The following is a 16,752-nucleotide window of genomic DNA, read 5'->3' as shown; positions in this document are numbered from 1 at the left end:
CCTACTCCCCACCGTCCTGGTACAACGCCAACTGGTCGAACACCACGAGCGCGACCCGATCGGGATCGTCGACCGGATGCACCCTCAGGGTGTGGTGCGGGTTCGGGGTGTCGTCCACGATGACAACGGTTTTGATACCCGCGGGCAGGTTCGCCGGCCAGTCGATCTCATCGGTGGGTTCGTCGACGAGCACGTGCGCACGCCTGCCGCTCAACCCGGCCTGGTCGTACCGCAACGGCGTGGGCTGCTCGCTGCTCATGTCGCGTCACCTTCCTGATCCTGATCTTGCGGGCCGGCGTCGGGCCCTCTCATCGGCGGCAGATCGGGTGGGTTCTCCGGATCGATACCGAGATCTGCGTTCACACTGCCACGGCTGCGGGTGGAGCTCTCAATGATGGCCTCATAGATCTCATCGCCGACACGTCCCTTGGCGCGGTTTCGTTCCACGAGCTCCTCGAACGTCATATTCCGTTCGAGCGCGTTGAGCCCATCAGCGGCTTCCCGGTCCTCCATCAAGGTCCGGGTCCAGCTACGAATGGTGTTCCGCAACCCGTACATGGTCCTGGCCCGTTCCTCGAGGCTCACGCCATCTCGCCGCAGCTGGTCCGCTAGCTCGCGCATCCACTTCTCATAGGTGACGTAGACGGTACGGGTCTGCACCACGGTCAGGGTCCCCGCCGAATAGTGACTGTGGGTGGCGGCGTCGATGATGGCGTCGTACACGTCGTCGCCGGTGAGGCCCTTGCGTTCGTATCGGGCGACGAGGTCCTCGAAGCTCGGGTTGCTCTCGTTGGCCGCCATCCAGTCGGCAGCCGGGCGGTTCTCCATCAGTTCCCGCGTCCAGGCGCGAAGTGAACTGCGCAGGCCCGACAGAGTTCGGGCCCGATCCTCCGCGCTCAGGCCCTCGCTGACCATCTGCTCGTTGAGCGCCCGCAGGCCGAGCTCGAACTGCGAATACACCGCACCGGTTTCGGCGTCGGTCAGGCTGCCGGGAGTCAGGCGGCTGTGCGTCGAGCTGTCAACGATCGCCTCGAAGATGGCGTCGCCCGTCAGGCCGCGTTCCGCGTTGCGGGCAACCAGATCTTCGAAGGTCGGGGGGACGGTGGCGCGCTCTAGGAACTCTGCGGCCTCCCGGTTGTCCATCAGCTCATAGGCCCGGACCCGCAGAGAGTTTCGGAGTTCGGACAACTGCCTGGCGCGGTCTTCGGCGCTGACCCCCTCGCTCACGAGTTGCTCGTTGAGTTCACGCATCCGGACTTCGCCGTCACTGAACAGTGTGATGGCCTCGGATGTCGACAGGGTGCCCGGCTGGTGTGCGGGCAGGCCGAGGCGGCCGAGCGGATCCACGTCGGCGGCCGTACCCAGCCGCAGCGGGACGTCATCCGCCGAATACCCCGCGTAGTCGCTGACGTCGAGGTTGCCGGCCGGGCCGGGCAGATACTTCACGTAGTAGAGCGAGGTGTCGTCGAGCAGTTGCCGGCCCAGCGTTGGTTCGTCCGTGGTCGCCAGAAGCGCGAGGTCGATCGGTTCGGGCAACCGTGGGTGACCGACTTCGAGTCGTGCCACGATGTCGTCGAGAACCGCTCGTGCCTCTGCGCTGACCTGGTCACGCAGTTGGCGCGCAGCGTCTTTGACGCCGTCGAGTGACTCCTGCAGGAGTTCCGGATCGGGATCCCAGGTGAATCCCCGACGTGCCCACGCGTTGCTGCCCTGGTCGTCGGACATCAATTCGATGCGGTCGACACCGGACCGCACGTAGAACTGCTCCAGTTCCGACGTCAGAGCCTTCGAGAAACCTTGTCCGCGGTAGTCCGTGTTCGGGATTTCCACAAGGACGTTCTTCACCACAAGGTTGCCGTTGGCATCACGGCAGAAGTGACGCGTGATGAGGCCGATTTCGTCAGCGCCACTCCGGATCACGCCGTGAAGGTCGAAGCCCACACCGTCGATGTTCTGCGCGGCACGGAACTCCACCCGGTATGGGCCGTACCTGCCGGACAGGTCCTCCGCGAGCCGGCCTGCCGGGCCCATGTCGGCGCCGTCCACCGCCACGGCGAGCGGGTCGGCGTACCGCGTGTCCACTCGGCGTGTAGCGGGATCCTGCGCTCGGTAGTCGTGTTGGCCGGCCACATCGGCGGCCCCCAGATACTTGACCCCGCTCCAGTGAGTACCGGTCAGCACATCTCGCCCGAGGTGGGGTTCCTCGACCGTGGCCAGCACCGCGATGTCGAAGGGCTCAGGAAGGTCGGCCCGGCGCGGATCCAGCCGCTGCACGAGGTCGTCGAGAACCGCTCGCGCCTCAGGGCTGACCTGGTCACGGAGCCGCATGGCAGACTCCTTGACGCTGTTGAGCGACGCCCGCAACTTTTCCGGGTCGGGGTTCCAGCTGAAGCCTTGGCGGGCCCAGGCGTAGCCGCCGTCCTGCTCGGTGCGCAGCTCGATGCGGTCGACGCCCGATGCCGAGTAATAGCTTTCCAATTGGGCGCGCACGGCCTTGGAGAAGCCCTTGCCACGGAAATCCTTGTCGGGAATGTCGATCACGTTCTGCTGAGCGACCAGATGGCCCTCGCCGTCGCGGATGTAGGTCTGCTGGATGAACCCGACTTCGTCATCGCCGCTGAGGATCAGGCCGCCAACGATCACCTCGCCACTGCGCTCGTCGGCGACGGCCCGAAACATCTCGACGCGGTACGGGCCGTAGACGCCGGAGAGATCGTCGGCGAGTTGTCGTACCTGGTCGGCATCCAGGTTGTCGACGATCTCCCCCAACGGTTGTGCGTAGCGGGTGTTGACTCGGCGGGTGGTCGGATCCTGGTCGCGGTAATCCTGTTGCCTTGCCCGGAAGTCAGAGTCGCCCGGAGGACCCTTGACGTCGCCCACGGCACCGGCAGCGTCCAGCGAGATCTGCAGGGGGACGTCAGGGCTGAGCCCGTCCACCGGCTCGCCGTTCTCGTCGAGGTAGCCAACGGCGGTACGGTCCACCGCGCCTTCACCCCAGTGTGGTGGCCACGGCGAATACTGCCTGGTGCGCGGGTCGTATAGCTGCACCTGCCGACCATCGGTAACGGCGAGGAAGGCGTGTCCGCCCTGACGGCCGCCATCGACCGCCCAGCGCGACACCACGATTGCCGATGATCCGGCCGGCCTGCCCAGTAGTTCGGTCTCGATGTCGTCGTAGGACGCGAACTGAGAGCTGGACCGCGCCGCCTGGAACAGGGCCCAGGCCGGCACGCCGGTGCTCGAGGGGGCAATGGAGAGATCGAAACGCTGCCTGGGATAGATCCTCGACAATTCGCGGGCCACGTCATAGGCGCAGTTCTCGTCGGCCAGACGCGAAGCAGAGTCGCGCGCGAACAGGTTCTGCAGCCACCCCTTCAGACCGGTCCGGGCCGGGGCAACCGATGCCGGGTCCAGGTACTTGACGTAGTGCACGCCGTTGCGGCCTTCCACCGACCCGGTGCCTTCCAGGAGACGACGGCCCAGATCTGGTTCGTCGCGGGTGGCCAGATTTGCCAGGTCGATGGGCTCGGGCAGGCGAGGGTTAGTCGGATCTAGCTGTTGCACAACCTGATCCAGGACCGCCTTGGCCTCCTCACTGACGGACTCCCGCAGCTGCCTGGCCGACATCTTGACCCGGTCGAGTGATTCCTGCAGCTGATGCGCGCCTGGATCCCACGTGTAACCGGCTCGGGCCCAGGCATAGCCGCCCTTGTCGTGGGTCGTCAGCACGATTCGATCGACGCCTGAGAGCGCGTACAGACGTTCCCACTCCGCGGTCACGGCCTTGGAGAATCCCTTGCCACGCAATGGCGTGCCGTCGGGCAACTTCTCATCGATCACGAAGCCGGTGTGATAGGCGACGAGGTTGTCCGCACCGTCTCGGTCGAACGACCGCTGAATGGTTCCGATCTTGTTGTCACCGTGGAAGATATCGCCGGTCAGCATTACGTCACCGGGCAGGTTCTCGGCCTTGAACACAATGCGGTACGGCCCGTACCAGCCAGACAGGTCCTCGGCGAGCCTGCGGACGCGGGCAAGGTCGGAGGCACCGTCGACCACATCACCCAATGGTTCGGTGTAGCGCGTGTCCACCACTCGTGTGGCTCGATCCTGCGCACGGTATTCGGCCTGGCGCCGAAGGAAGTCTGAATCGCTCTGTGGGCCTTGCACATTACCGACCGCATCAGCTGCGTCGAGCTGCAGTGGGACGTCGACGGTCATCGGTCCGACCGCTTGGCCGTTGGTCTGCAGATAGCCGACTGCGGTCTGCGCCACCGCGTGCTGGCCCCAATGCGGGGGCCACGGCGAATACTTCCGGGTGTGCGGATCGTACAGCCGCACCTCACCGTCGACCTTGACCGCCAGGTAGGCGTGACCGCCCTGCCGCCCACCGGCCCACTGCGAGGTAAGCACGGCCACCCGCAGCGACGGATCACCCAGCAGCGTCGCTTCGACCTGGTCGTACGTCGCGAACCGGGCATCGGCACCGACAGCCCGGAACAACGCCCGCGCGGGCACCCCGCGCCGTGACGGCCTGACGTCCAGACCGAACGTGCGGCCCTCGAACAAAGAGGACAACTCTTCAGTGACGGTGACCGCACAATTGGGCGGTCGACGCCACAGCACATTCCAGAATCGCCGGCCCCCCAACCGATCTCCGGCAGGTTCGACCGTGCGCAGCACCGGCGCGTGCCGACTCCGGCCCAGCTCGAAGCGGTGTTGCTCAGTGGTGACGGCGCCAGTACGCCCGGCCGCAATGCGGCCGAGGTTTGTCGTAGCCTCCGTGTTCAGGAAGTAGGCATGATGGGTGCCGCCCGTGAGCAGGCGGTTCATGTGAGTCTGTGGCTCGGCGCTAACCCGCACGGCACCAAAGGAATCCATCGCCGGGTCGGTGCCGAGACCGATCCCGAGGATCCGGCCATTGGAGCCGGCGGTCCGCCCGCCCAGGGCGGTCACCACGTCTCGGGACGACGACGCGGTGAAAACGTTCTCGGCACCGATACCGAACTCACCAGCAGTGCGCACGGGGCCGGCTCCGGGCGATCCGACCAGCGACACGGTGCGGACCTGACCGGCGAATCTGCCGTTCTGACCGGCGTATCCGGTGGTCGTCGATCCGTAGGAGTAGCCGAAGACATGGTTGCCGGTGAAATGGCTGCCGTCGCCGGCGAGCGTGTCGCGGGCGGCGTTGAACGCCCTGATGTCGCTGTAGAGGATATCGCCGCCGGTGCGCGCCATGCCGTGGCCGGCGGCACGCATGATGCTCCAGCCACTCGGGGCGTCGTACCCGATCCAGGCGATCGACGCGGCCGACAGTCCCGGATTCTCCTGCTGCACCGACTGCAGATGATGCAACGCGGAGGTGGTGTTGAAGCCCAGCAGTGAGTCCACTGTGCTTGCGACACCGGGCACATGCCACGACACCGATTCCGCGGTGTAAGGATCAGCGCCGTAGCTGAGCACGGCGCGTCCGCTGCCGCCGAACTCGGATACGTCGAGCGCCAGCAGCATCGGAGGTTTCAGCCCAGCCTGCACCGCATCGCCATCTGCCTTGCGAATCGCGAGGTCGAGTCTGTCCATGCGGCGCAGCAGTTTCCGCTCGGCACGCGTCGGCCGTTCTCCGCGATCTGCCTTCGACCGGACGGCGTCGGCATCGTCGCGCAGTTGCTCCAGCACCTTGCGGTTCGCGCGGTCCCGGTCTGCCGCATCGATACCTTCGGCATTGCCGATGTGCTGCGGGTACGCCTCGATGAGGTCGTTGCGCTGCTCGGGATCCAGTGCGGACCACCAGCGCGCGTTGTTGGCCGCACGCACGGACGCTTCTTCGGCCGGGCCGCGCGGATTGCGCAGCTCATCGGGCCGCACCGGCGGAATGCGCCGCGCCAACGCGTCGTCGGCCTTCTGTTCGATCACCTGACGGTCAACGGTTGCCGCCGTGGTGCTGTCATGCCCGATTACGGAATGCTGTTGTGACGGACCGTCACCCACCATGTCGCCGGTGCGGCCCGGGTGGTCGGTGGCGACCCAGTCCACGCCGAGGTCCCGAGCGAACTGCACATCGGCCTCGTTGTTGACCGTCCAGCAGTAGGTGGCCAATCCTCGCGCGGCCGCCGCGCCGACGAGTTCGGGATTGTTGCGCAGCGTTTCGATCGACGGGCCGATCGCCGTGGCGCCCACGATGCCGGCCAGATAGCGTGCCGACGGGCCCAACAGAACGGTGGAGACGTTCGGGGCGGCCATCCGTACCCGCACCAGCGCGTCGGGGTAGAACGAGATGACCGCCGCCTTGACCAGGTGGTCCGGTCCTGGGTTCGTCAGCCCGTGCCGTTCCAGCGCGGCAACCACCTCGCGCTCGATCTTCAAGCCCTGCTGCGCAGGGTGTTTGGTCTCGATGAACAAGGTCACCGGCTGCTCGGCGTCCTGGGCGAGCTGGATGAACTCGTCGAGGGTCAGGATGCCGTGACCGTCGAAGTCGAGCGCCTGCAGCTCGGCCAGCGTCAGGTCGCCGACGCGTCCGGTCCCGTTCGACGTGCGGTCCACGGTCTTGTCGTGGATGAGCACCAGTTCACCGTCCTTGGTGAGCCGGACATCGCATTCGAGAGCATCCGCCCCCTGCCGCAGGGCTTCGGTGTACGCGGCCCGGGTCTGCTCCGGGAAGTCGTGGGAGGCGCCCCGGTGGGCTACCACCTGGGACGTGGGACGCTCGTCCGGGCTCCGCGAGTCAGCCTGGGTGACAACGCGATTCCCGGTGAACGGCCCCGGCTCGCCCAACCCGTGCCGGGTGGCGTGGAAATCGGCCAGCTGCTGGTGGAGTGCCCCGGTGTCGCCGACCCAGGCGATGGACGCGGAATCCTGCTGCCGGGTTCCTTGCAGCCCGTCGAGCGCACGGGCCGTGACGGTGCCGAGCTGCTCGATGGACCCGCGGGCGGTCTGCCACGTCACGTTCGAGGCGTGGAAGGGATCGGCACCGAAGCTGATGACGGCGTGACCGCCGCCGTCGAAGGCCGAGGTGTCCAGCGCCAGCACGAGCGGGGCGTCGAGGCCGGCCCGCGCCGCATCGGCGTCGGCCTTGCGCACCGCGAGGTCGAGCCGGTCGATGCGCTCAAGGAACGCACGCTCTTCGCGGGTGGTCGTGCCGAACTGGTCGAGCTTGGTCCGGATGTGGTCGGCGCGGTCTCGGTAGTACTGCAGTGCATCCCGGTTCGCGCTATCGCGCTCGGCAGCCGTTCTGCCGTCGACGTTTCCGTCGGCCAGGCCATCCGGGAGACCCTGGACCCGGCCGATGGCGGCAGCGGCGAACTGGTTGTACCACCGCCCCTTGTGGAGAGCCTTGCCGTTCTCGTCCAGATAGCCGACGGCGGTCTGGGCCACCGCGTCCTGGCCCCAGTGCGGGGGCCAACCCGAATACTGCCGGGTGTGTGGGTCGAAGAGATACACCCGGTCGTTGATGTTGACCGCCATGTACGCGTGCCCGACGGATTGCCCCCCGCTCCAGCGCGACGCCAGCACCGCCATCGAGCCCGAGGGCCTGCCCAGCAGCGTCCGTTCGATATCCGCGTACGTCGCGAAATGAGCGCTGGAGCCGAATGCTTTGAACATCGCCCGCGCGGGCGTCCCCCTCCGTGAGGGTGCGCCGTCGAGCCGGATCTTCTTGCCGGTCCGGGCGTGCACTTCATCGGCCAGGACGTGGGCGCAGTCGTTGCCCCGGGTCCAGCGTGGGATGCGGTTGCGTTGGTGAGTATCGGTCGGGTGAAAGACACCGGGATCGTCGTCGAGCCGCATGACCGGCCGGGCCGCCGCGGGTTCGATGGTGCGGGAACGGTTTCCGTCGACGGTACGGTGCGGTTCGGTGTGAACGTCGTCGTAGTTCCCGGCGGCGATGCGGCCGATGTTGGTCAGCGACTCGGTGCGGATCGCATGCGACGGGGTGACCAGCCACTGCCGGGTGCCCGGGCCGTCGGTCTCCAGGAAGTCGAAGTAGGCGTTGTGCGTCGTCAGGGTGTCTTTACGGTCCATCGACGCCGGGAACTCGCCGCTGACGCGTCGTCCACCGAACGTGTCCATCGCCGGGTCGGTACCGAGGCCGGTCCCGAAGCGCCCCATCGAACCTGGTGTCCGACCGCCCAGGCCGGTGACGAAGTCCCGCGACGACGAGACCACGAACACCCTGCCGTCGTCGAGGCCGAAATCGCCGGCATGCTGCAAGGAGCCGGTACCCGGTGAGCCGACCAGCGTCACCGTGGTGACGTGGGGGGCCAGGCGGCCGTCGACCCCGGCATAGCTCGTGGTGGTCGAGCCGTACGAGTGGCCGAATATGTGGTTGCCGCTGAAATGGCTTCCGTCCCCGGCGAATGCATCCCGTACCGCGGTGAACGTGCTGACGTCGGTGTAGAGCATCTCACCGCCACGTTGCGCCAGCGTGGTGCCCGCCACTCGCGCCGACGCCGATCCGTTCGGTGCGTCGTATCCCAGCCAGGCGATCGAGGCGGACGACAACGACGGGTTCTCGTTGTGCACCGACTGCTGAATGTTCAATGCGCAGTGCATGATGTAGTCGAGCTTGTCCAGCTGCGAGCCCAAGCCGGGGACATACCACGACACCGAGTCCGCCGTGTACGGGTCCGCTCCGAAGCTCACCAGTGCGCGGCCGTCACCGCCGAACGCGCCGATGTCCAACGCCAACAACAGTGGCCGGCCTTCCCCGGCCGCCTGGGACGCATCGTCGGCCCGCTGCATCGCGGTCTCGAGCCGGTTGATCCGGACCAGGAAGGCTTCTTCCTTCGGAGTGGTCTTCTCGCCGGCGTCGATCTTTGCCTGGACCTCGGCGGCCTCTCGGGCATGTTGGCGCAGGACTTCGCGATTGGCGTGATCACGAACCGCGGACGGGATGCCCTCGGCGTTGCCGATCTCCTGCGGATAGGCCTGCAGGAGAATCTGCTGCTGCGTCTCTTCCAGTCCGGCCCACCAGGCCGCGTTCTGCTGGGCCAGCGCCACTGCCTCGGGGCCGGTGCCCAACGGATGAACCAGACCCGCGGCGGTCAGCCGTGGATGCCGTTGTCGCAGCAGGTCATCCGCCGTCACCTCAACGTCAGACGGCACCGCCTCGCCCGGACGCCATCGGGGATTCCACCGGCGACGCTCGCCCTGATCCACTTGGATGTCGCCGTCCAGGTTCAACTGGCGACCTTCGGCCGGCTCCACAGTGCGTCCGTCGACCAGCCTGCGAGGTTCTTCGCGCTGCAGATCGTTGATTCGCCCCGCAGCGATCCGGCCGAAGTTGGCCCCCGATTCGGTGCGCACCGGTGGACCGTCGCCGTCATTCGCGTGATGGTGGAAGTAGCTCTTGTGGGTTCCGAAGGTGCTCAGGGAGTTCATCGCATCTGCGAACTGGGCGGCCACCCGCACGGCACCGAACTCTTCCATCGCCGGGTCCATACCCAGCCCACGCCCGGCAATTCGACCGTCTTCGTCGGGCGTGCGACCGCCGAACCCGGTCACGGGGTCCAGTGAGGAGGATGCGACGTACACGTTGCCGGGATCGAGGCCGAATCCGCTGGCATGCCGAATCGGACCCGTCCCTGGTGAACCGGCAAGGGTCACCGTGGTGATGTCACGCTTCAGTCTGCCGTCGGCGCCCGCGTAGCTTGCCGTGGTCGAGCCGTAGGAGTGCGCGAAGATATGATTGCCGCGGAACTGGCTGCCGTCACCGGCCAAGGTATTTCGCGAGGCGTTGAACGCCTGGATGTCGTTGTACAGAATCTCGCCGCCCCGCCGTGCGAGCCCGTGGCCGACCACCCGGCCGGCGGCCGAACCGTTCGGTGCGTCATAGCCGATCCAGGCGATCGAGGTTGCCGCCAGCCCCGGATCTGCGCGCAACGTCGACTGCGCATGGTTCAGCGCGTTGCGCATGTTCACTTCGAGCTTGTCGATCGTCGTCGCGAACCCAGGCACCAGCCACGACACCGAATCTGCCGTGTACGGGTCGGCACCGAAACTCACGATCGCACGGCCGTCGCCACCGAACGCCGGCGGATCGAATGCCAGCACGAGCGGCGCGTCGAGGCCCGCCTCCGCGGCTTCGTTCCCCATCCGCTGCAACCCGGCATCCAACCGATTCACCCGCAACAGGTTCTTCAGTTCGTTGTCGCTGGGCCGAACGCCGCGGTCGATCTTCGACTGCACGTGGTTCTGGAAGCGTCGGATCGCAAGGCGGTTCGCCGCATCGCGGTCCGTCGGCGGAATCCCCTCGGCATTGCCGATCCGGGCCGGATACGCGTCGATCAGCGTCTGCTGCTGGTCAGGCTCTAGAGACGACCACCAACGCGCATTGGCTTCAGCCCGCGCCCGGGCATCGCCGGCCCGGTTCAACGGGTTGACGATGCCGTCGATGGCGACCGGCGGAATCCGCTGTCGCAACAACCTGTCCGCAGCCGCGACGACCTCCTTGCGGTGGGCCAGACCGCTGTCCTCGGTCGCCGACCAGTCGGGTTCGGACACCGTCTGCTGAGGATCGACATCGATGTCGGAGGCCCGCCACCGCGGATTCCACCAGTGGCGCCGCTGGCTGCCGCTGCGGGTCGCCGCGGGTTCGACGGTCGCGTAGCGGGTGCCGAACAAGCGGCCCGGCCGCTCGGCCACGGTGCGGCGTTCTTCGAACTGGAGCCCGTCGACGTTTCCGGAAGCGATACGGCCGAGGTTGGCCAGCGATTCCGAGGGGACCGCGCGCGAAGGTGTGACCAGCCATTGCCGCGTACCAGGCCCGTCGGTCTCCTGGAAGTCGAAGTACGCGTTGTGGGTCGAGGTGGTGTCCTTGCGGTCCATCGACGCCGGAAACTCGGCACGAATTCGCTGTCCGCCAAAGGTATCCATCGCCGGGTCGGTGCCGAGCCCGCGTCCGAGGCGGCCGTGCGAGTCCGATGTCCGCCCGCCGATGCCGGTCACGAAATCCCGCGACGACGACGCGACGAACACCCGGTCGGTGCTGATGCCGAAATCGCGGGCATGGCTCAGCGGGCCGGCGCCCGGTGAACCGATCAGCGTCACCGACTCGATGTGGTCGGCCAGCCTGCCGTCGCGGCCCGCGAAGCTGGTCGTCGTCGACCCGTACGAATGCCCGAACACATGGTTGCCCTTGAAATGGCTGCCGTCACCGGCCATTGCATCCCGCGCCGCGTTGAACGCACTGATGTCGGCGTGCAGGATGTCACCGCCGGCTTCTGCCATAGCGGTGCTCCCGACCTTGAGCGTCGCCGAGCCGTTCGGCGCGTCGTAGCCCAGCCACGCGATCGAGGCCGCCGACAGCGACGGGTTCTCACTCTGTGTCGACTGCAGGATGTTCAACGCGCAGTGCATGACGTAGTCGAGCTTGTCGACCTGCGCCCCCAGGCCGGGTACATACCACGACACCGAATCCGCCACGTACGGGTCGGCACCGAAACTCACCAGCACCCGGCCGTCACCGCCGAACGCCGGCGGATCGAACGCCAGGATCAACGGCTCCCCCACCCCGGCCTGCCGGGCGGCCTCGCCCGCACGTTGCATCGTGCTCTCAAGCTTTTTCACCCGCAGCAGGAAGTCGAGCTGCGTGTCATCCGGCTTGGTACCAGCATCGATCAGCGCTTGAACAGCGGTTGCACGATCGATATAGCGTTGCAGCACACGACGATTGGCGTCATTGCGAACGTCGGCCGGGATACCTTCGGCGTTGCCGATCTGGAAGGGGTGCGCATTCAGAAGTGCTTGCTGCTGATCCGGCGACAACCTTGACCACCACACCGCGTTGGCGCGGGCCCGGGCCGCAGCCAGCGGCTCGTCTCCCAGCGGGGTGGTGAGTCCGTCGATGGATACTCGCGGATTTCGTTGCCTCAGAGCACTATCCACGACCGGGTCGGTCGCGCGCGTAACCTCGCCCGGATGCCACCGCGGATTCCAGCGGCGCAGTTCCTTTGCCGGTTCGGTGTCCGTATCGCTGTCCAGCCGCAGCGGCCGTCCGGCAGCCGGATCCACGGTACGACCATCGACAACCCGCCGGTAGCTCTCCCGGTGCACCCTCTCGGCGTGGCCTGCGGCGATCCGACCGAAGTTGGCCAGCGATTCGGTGCGCACCCGCGGATCGGCGTCGCCCGGCATGTACTGGTAGTAGCTTCGGTGCGTCCCGACCGCACTCAGGTCGTTCATCGAATCGGGGAACTGCGCAGTAATCCGGACCGCGCCAAAGTCTTTCATCGCCGGGTCGTGACCCAGGCCCCGGCCGAGGAACCGGCCATTCTGCCCCGGTGTGCGCCCGCCCAGCCCGGTAACCGGATCCAGCGACGACGATGCGACGAAAACGTTCTGTGCGCCGATCCCGAATCCCCGGGCGTGCCGTATCGGACCCGTGCCCGGTGAACCGAGCAGCGTCACCGTGCTGATGTCCTCGGCCAGCCGCCTACCCTTGCCGGCGTAGCTCGCGGTGGTCGAGCCGTAGGAGTGCGCGAAGATGTGGTTGTTGCGGAATTCGCTGCCGTCGTCGGCAATAGTGTTGCGCGCGGCGTTGAACGCCCGAATGTCGCTGTAGAGAATCTCCCCGCCCTTGCGCGCCAATCCACGCGCGGCGACGCGAGGGATGGCCGCATCATTGGGCGCGTCGTAGCCGATCCATGCGATGGACGCCGCTGCCAGGTCCGGATTTTCCTGACGCGTCGACTGCAGATGGTTCAGCGCGTTGCGCATATTGCCTTCGAGCTTGTCGATCGTCGTCGCGAACCCAGGCACCAGCCATGACACCGAGTCCGCCAGGTACGGGTCGGCACCGAAGCTCACGACCGCTCGGCCGTCGCCACCGAACACCGGAGAATCGAACGCCAGTACCAGCGGCGGATCTATCCCGGCCGCCGCCGCTTCACTCTTCATCGTCGCCAACGCATTGTGAAGGTTGTTCATGCGCCGCAGCAATTTGAATTCGCGCTTGGTGGGCTGCTCGCCGCGATCGATCTTGCTCTGCACAAAATTTCGGGCACGCTCGATGGAAAGGCGGTTCGCCTTGTTGCGGGCCTTCGGTGGAATTCCCTCGGAGTTACCGATCTGCCTGGGATAGGTCTTGATCAACGCATCACGTTGGTCTTCGGACAAGCCCGCCCACCATCGGGCGTTGTCCTCGGCCCGGGTCACGGCATCGTCAGCCTTGCCCAGCGGGTTGGCCACGTCGTCGATGTCCACCGCTGGGTCACGTTGCGCCAGAGCAGTTTCAGCCTTCGCACTGGTGGTCGGTTCGACCGTGGTGTGCTCGGGAGGTTCGGCCGGAGCCTCTGTCTCGGAGGAGGCTCCGAAGGCTTCAGTGGTGGGATCGGCACCGAGGTTCACCTCGACGATCGGCGCCCGCCCATGAAGGGCGGCGGGCAGCTCGCGCGCCGACGATGCGACGCGGACGTTGCCGGCATCGAGCCCGAACTCGGCGGCATGGCGCACCGGACCCGTCCCTGGCGAGTCGGTGAAGGTGATGGCGCGAATATCGTGTGATAACCGGCCATCTCGCCCGGCATAGCTGACCGCGGTCGTGCCGTAGTCCTGCGCGTAGATGTGGTTGTCGTTGAAGTGGCCACCGTCCGTGGCCAAGGTGTCACGCGCGGCGTTGAACGCACGGATATCGCTATAGAGGATCGCCCCGCCTTCGCGGGCGAGCTGGTGTCCAGCTGCGCGCCAACGGTTCCAGCCACTGGGGGTGTCGTAACCGAGCCATGCGATCGCGGCCGCCGTCTGTGCCGGATTCCCCTGTTGGACGGCCTGCAGGTGGTTGAGCGCGTCGCCCATGGTGACGCCGATCCGGTCGATCGTCACCCCCTGCCCGGGCACGTGCCATGACACCGAGGCCGCGTGATACGGGTCGGCGCCGAAGCTGACGACCGCGCGTCCGTGACCACCGAATTCCGACGCGTCGAACGCCAGCAGCAGCGGACCGTCGATTCCCGCTTCCCGGGCCTGGGTCTGCGCCTGGGCGAGCGAGCTCTGGATGTGTTCCAGCCGCGCCAGCATCTTGCTCTGCGCCCGGGTGAGGCGATGACCGCTGTCACGCCAGGACTTCAGTTGGTCGCGTTGCTTCTTGAGCAGCTCAGTGTTCGCTTCGTGGCGCGCCTTGGGCGAGATGCCTTCAGCGTTGCTGATCAACTGAGGGTGCACGTCGATCATGGCGCGTTGTTCTTCTCCCGAGAGCCCGGCCCACCAGGCGGCATTCGCGCGGGCCCGAGCGTCGGCAGATTCCATCAACCCCAACGGGTTTCGTAGTTCGCCATCTCGCTTGGCCAGCGCCTGATCGGCGAGATCGCTCTGGCGGGTGACACCTTGCCACTGCTCACCCGGGGTCTGGTCCGGGGTGCCCTGCACATCGCCCACCGCGATCGCAGCGTCGAGATCATCGGGGCGGAGCCCGAGTTCGTCCACCGGGTTGCCCGCTGAATCGAGGTAACCGACCGCGGTCGTCGACACCTCGTGCTGACCCCACGAGGGCGGCCAGCCCTTGCGCTCGCCGCGGTGGAGCAGGTATACGTCTTCGCCATCGAAGACCGCCACGTAGGCATGCCCGCCCTGGCGCTGCCCGTCTCCGGCCCACGCCGACGTGATGACCGCTGCCGAGCCAGGTTTCATGCCCCGCAACCTGGCCTCGATCTGGCGGTAGGTGGCGAAGTCGGCTCGCGATCTGATCGCCTGGTACAGAGCCCGCGCGGGCATGCCGGTGGACGTCGGCTCCCCGTCGACCTGGTACTGCTTGCGGAAGTGCCGGGACAGATCATCGCGGGCGTCGAGTAGACAGTTCTGGTCGCCGTGCGGCGGGCCGCCGGTGTCGGTGACTTGGGGCGCCGCGTTCGCGGGCTCGACATCCTCGCCGCTGTCCTGCGCGGTGTCCTGTTTCGTGTTCGGGGCGGTGTCCTGGACCCGCGCGGCCGGCACGCCCGCGGCCTGCGTCTCCGGACCGGTGGGCTGGGCGGTCGGAGGTGCCGGCTTCGCTTCCGCCGGCTTTGAATCAGGTTTCGCCGCGGCCGGTTTGGCAGCTTGTTCGGGTGTCGTCGATGTGGAGGTGATCGGAGCCGACGACGTGGCCGGCGCCGCCGCGCTCGGCGAAGACGGTGCGGCCGGAGCAGCGACAGCCGGGCTCTGCTGTTCGGGAACGTCCGGCCCGGAAGTCTGCGGCGCCGGATCAGCAGGTGCCTGTGCGACGTCTGCGACCTCGGGAGCGACCTGCGCCCCCTGGGTGTGCTGGGTTCCGTCGGCCTGCCCGGTGTCGGCCTGCCCCACATCGGCGGCTACCGGCTCGGCAGCGATCGCCGCGTGGGGCACATCCGTGGTCGCGACGTTCGCCGCCGGATTGGCGACATCCTGGTCCGGGCTCAGCGTGGCAGTGTGCGCGGGCTCATCGACGGGAATGTCCGCTGAATCGTCGTTGTCGTGCTGCGTATTCGACGAGTGCTGCTCGTCCGGCGGGCCGACGGGCTGGTCGTCGGATTCATGTTTGGCGTCGGTGTCGGTGTTGGTGTCGGTGTCGGTCTCATCGGAGTCCTGGCTCGTCGGCTTGTCGGCTGCGCGGTGCTGTTCGCCGTTTCGGGGCGCGGACTTCGAATCTGATTGCGGTGTAGTGTTATTCGTCTGTCCGGCACCGGCGCGTCCCGGGCTCGACTTGGCGGGCGCCGGAGATTGCCCGGAGGAATCGTTCTGCGGAGTTCGGTCGGTGTCGGTCTTTCCGTCGTCGTCGCTGTCCTGCAGGCGGGTGTCCAGTTCGCCGTCCGGGTTCTCTCCCCGCAGGCCGACATTGGGTGAATCGGGCCGCGCCGGGCCGGCTGGATCCGTCGAGTCGGTCTGGTGAGACCCATGATTTCTGCCCAGGCCCTTCATGCCGCCGAGGCTGGTGCTGGTCGAACTGGCGATGATCGACACCGTGTCGAATTCACCACCGACGGCGAGTGTTCCGGCCACGTTCCCCGACACCCCGGCGGTGAACATGGTCACGCCGCCCTTGACCCCCGCCGTTATCCGGTTGCGAGAAACATGTCCCAGCCCCTGCATGACCGGGACGGCAGTGGCCCCGCCCGCTCCACCACCGATCATCGAAGAGACCGCAGTCTGCTTGAACCGGTCCCACCGATAGTCGGCATGTCCGTTGTGGGCCTGGATGCCCTGCACGATGCCTTCTTGAAGCAGTCCCTGCCCCAGCTCCTCGAAGGCTTCCTGGATGGTTTCGTGCAGGAGCCGCTTCATCATGGTCTTGGTCAGCAGTTCGGCCATCTTCTCGCCGAGACGCCGGATCGCCCACGCCACGAGCGCGCGGATCCACGCCATGGTCGTCGTCTCGATGACGGGGATCGCCGCCGTCGAAGCACCGAGCGTGGGGCTGGACATGGCCAGGCTGTACGAGATCTCGGCGGCGGCGAGAGCCAAGCCGACGATGATCGAGAGCTTGCTGTATTCGATCTCGGAGCTGAAGTTGGTGGCGCCCTCGCCCATTCCCGAGATGCCTTGGGCGAGTTTGTCCACTGTGTAGTCGCCGTCGAACAGCATGGCGAACTGTCGATCGGCGGCGTCGGCGGTGTCACCCGTCAGAACCGACATCGTTTCTCCGCGGACCCTGTTCAGATCCGGGATGAGTTCCTGCAGTGCCTCGGCCGCGGCTTGGTAATGCTCGCCGATCCGGCGGGTTCGGGTTTCGCTGCCTTGCGGCCACTCACCGCCCGCCAGGTATGACACCCATTGGAGTTCGGGTGGGATCTGGATGTCCATAAGCGAATT

At 66.8% G+C, this 16,752-nt stretch carries 2 protein-coding genes; both read right to left on the bottom strand.

Going from position 1 to position 16,752, the window contains the following annotated elements:
• Position 1 precedes the first annotated feature (1 nt).
• Positions 2-259 carry a DUF7161 family protein gene (locus tag AC4LGL_RS19340; RefSeq protein ID WP_491840195.1) on the bottom strand — a complete coding sequence of 86 codons (258 nt, stop codon included), beginning with the start codon at positions 257-259 and terminating at the stop codon, positions 2-4.
• The gene (locus tag AC4LGL_RS19335; protein WP_491840194.1) at positions 256-16,743 is read right to left on the bottom strand and encodes an alpha/beta hydrolase; all 16,488 of its coding nucleotides are present in this window, start codon (positions 16,741-16,743) and stop codon (positions 256-258) included. Before AC4LGL_RS19335 ends, AC4LGL_RS19340 begins: the two co-directional genes overlap by 4 nt.
• Positions 16,744-16,752 lie beyond the last annotated feature (9 nt).

Source organism: Mycolicibacterium arcueilense (genome assembly GCF_058536225.1).
This window is presented reverse-complemented; position numbering and strand designations above follow the sequence as displayed.

Excerpts from the sequence above, each read along its gene's own strand:
- AC4LGL_RS19340 (WP_491840195.1), bottom strand. The coding sequence starts at position 259 with ATGAGCAGCGAGCAGCCCACGCCGTTGCGGTACGACCAGGCCGGGTTG.
- AC4LGL_RS19335 (WP_491840194.1), bottom strand. The coding sequence starts at position 16,743 with ATGGACATCCAGATCCCACCCGAACTCCAATGGGTGTCATACCTGGCG.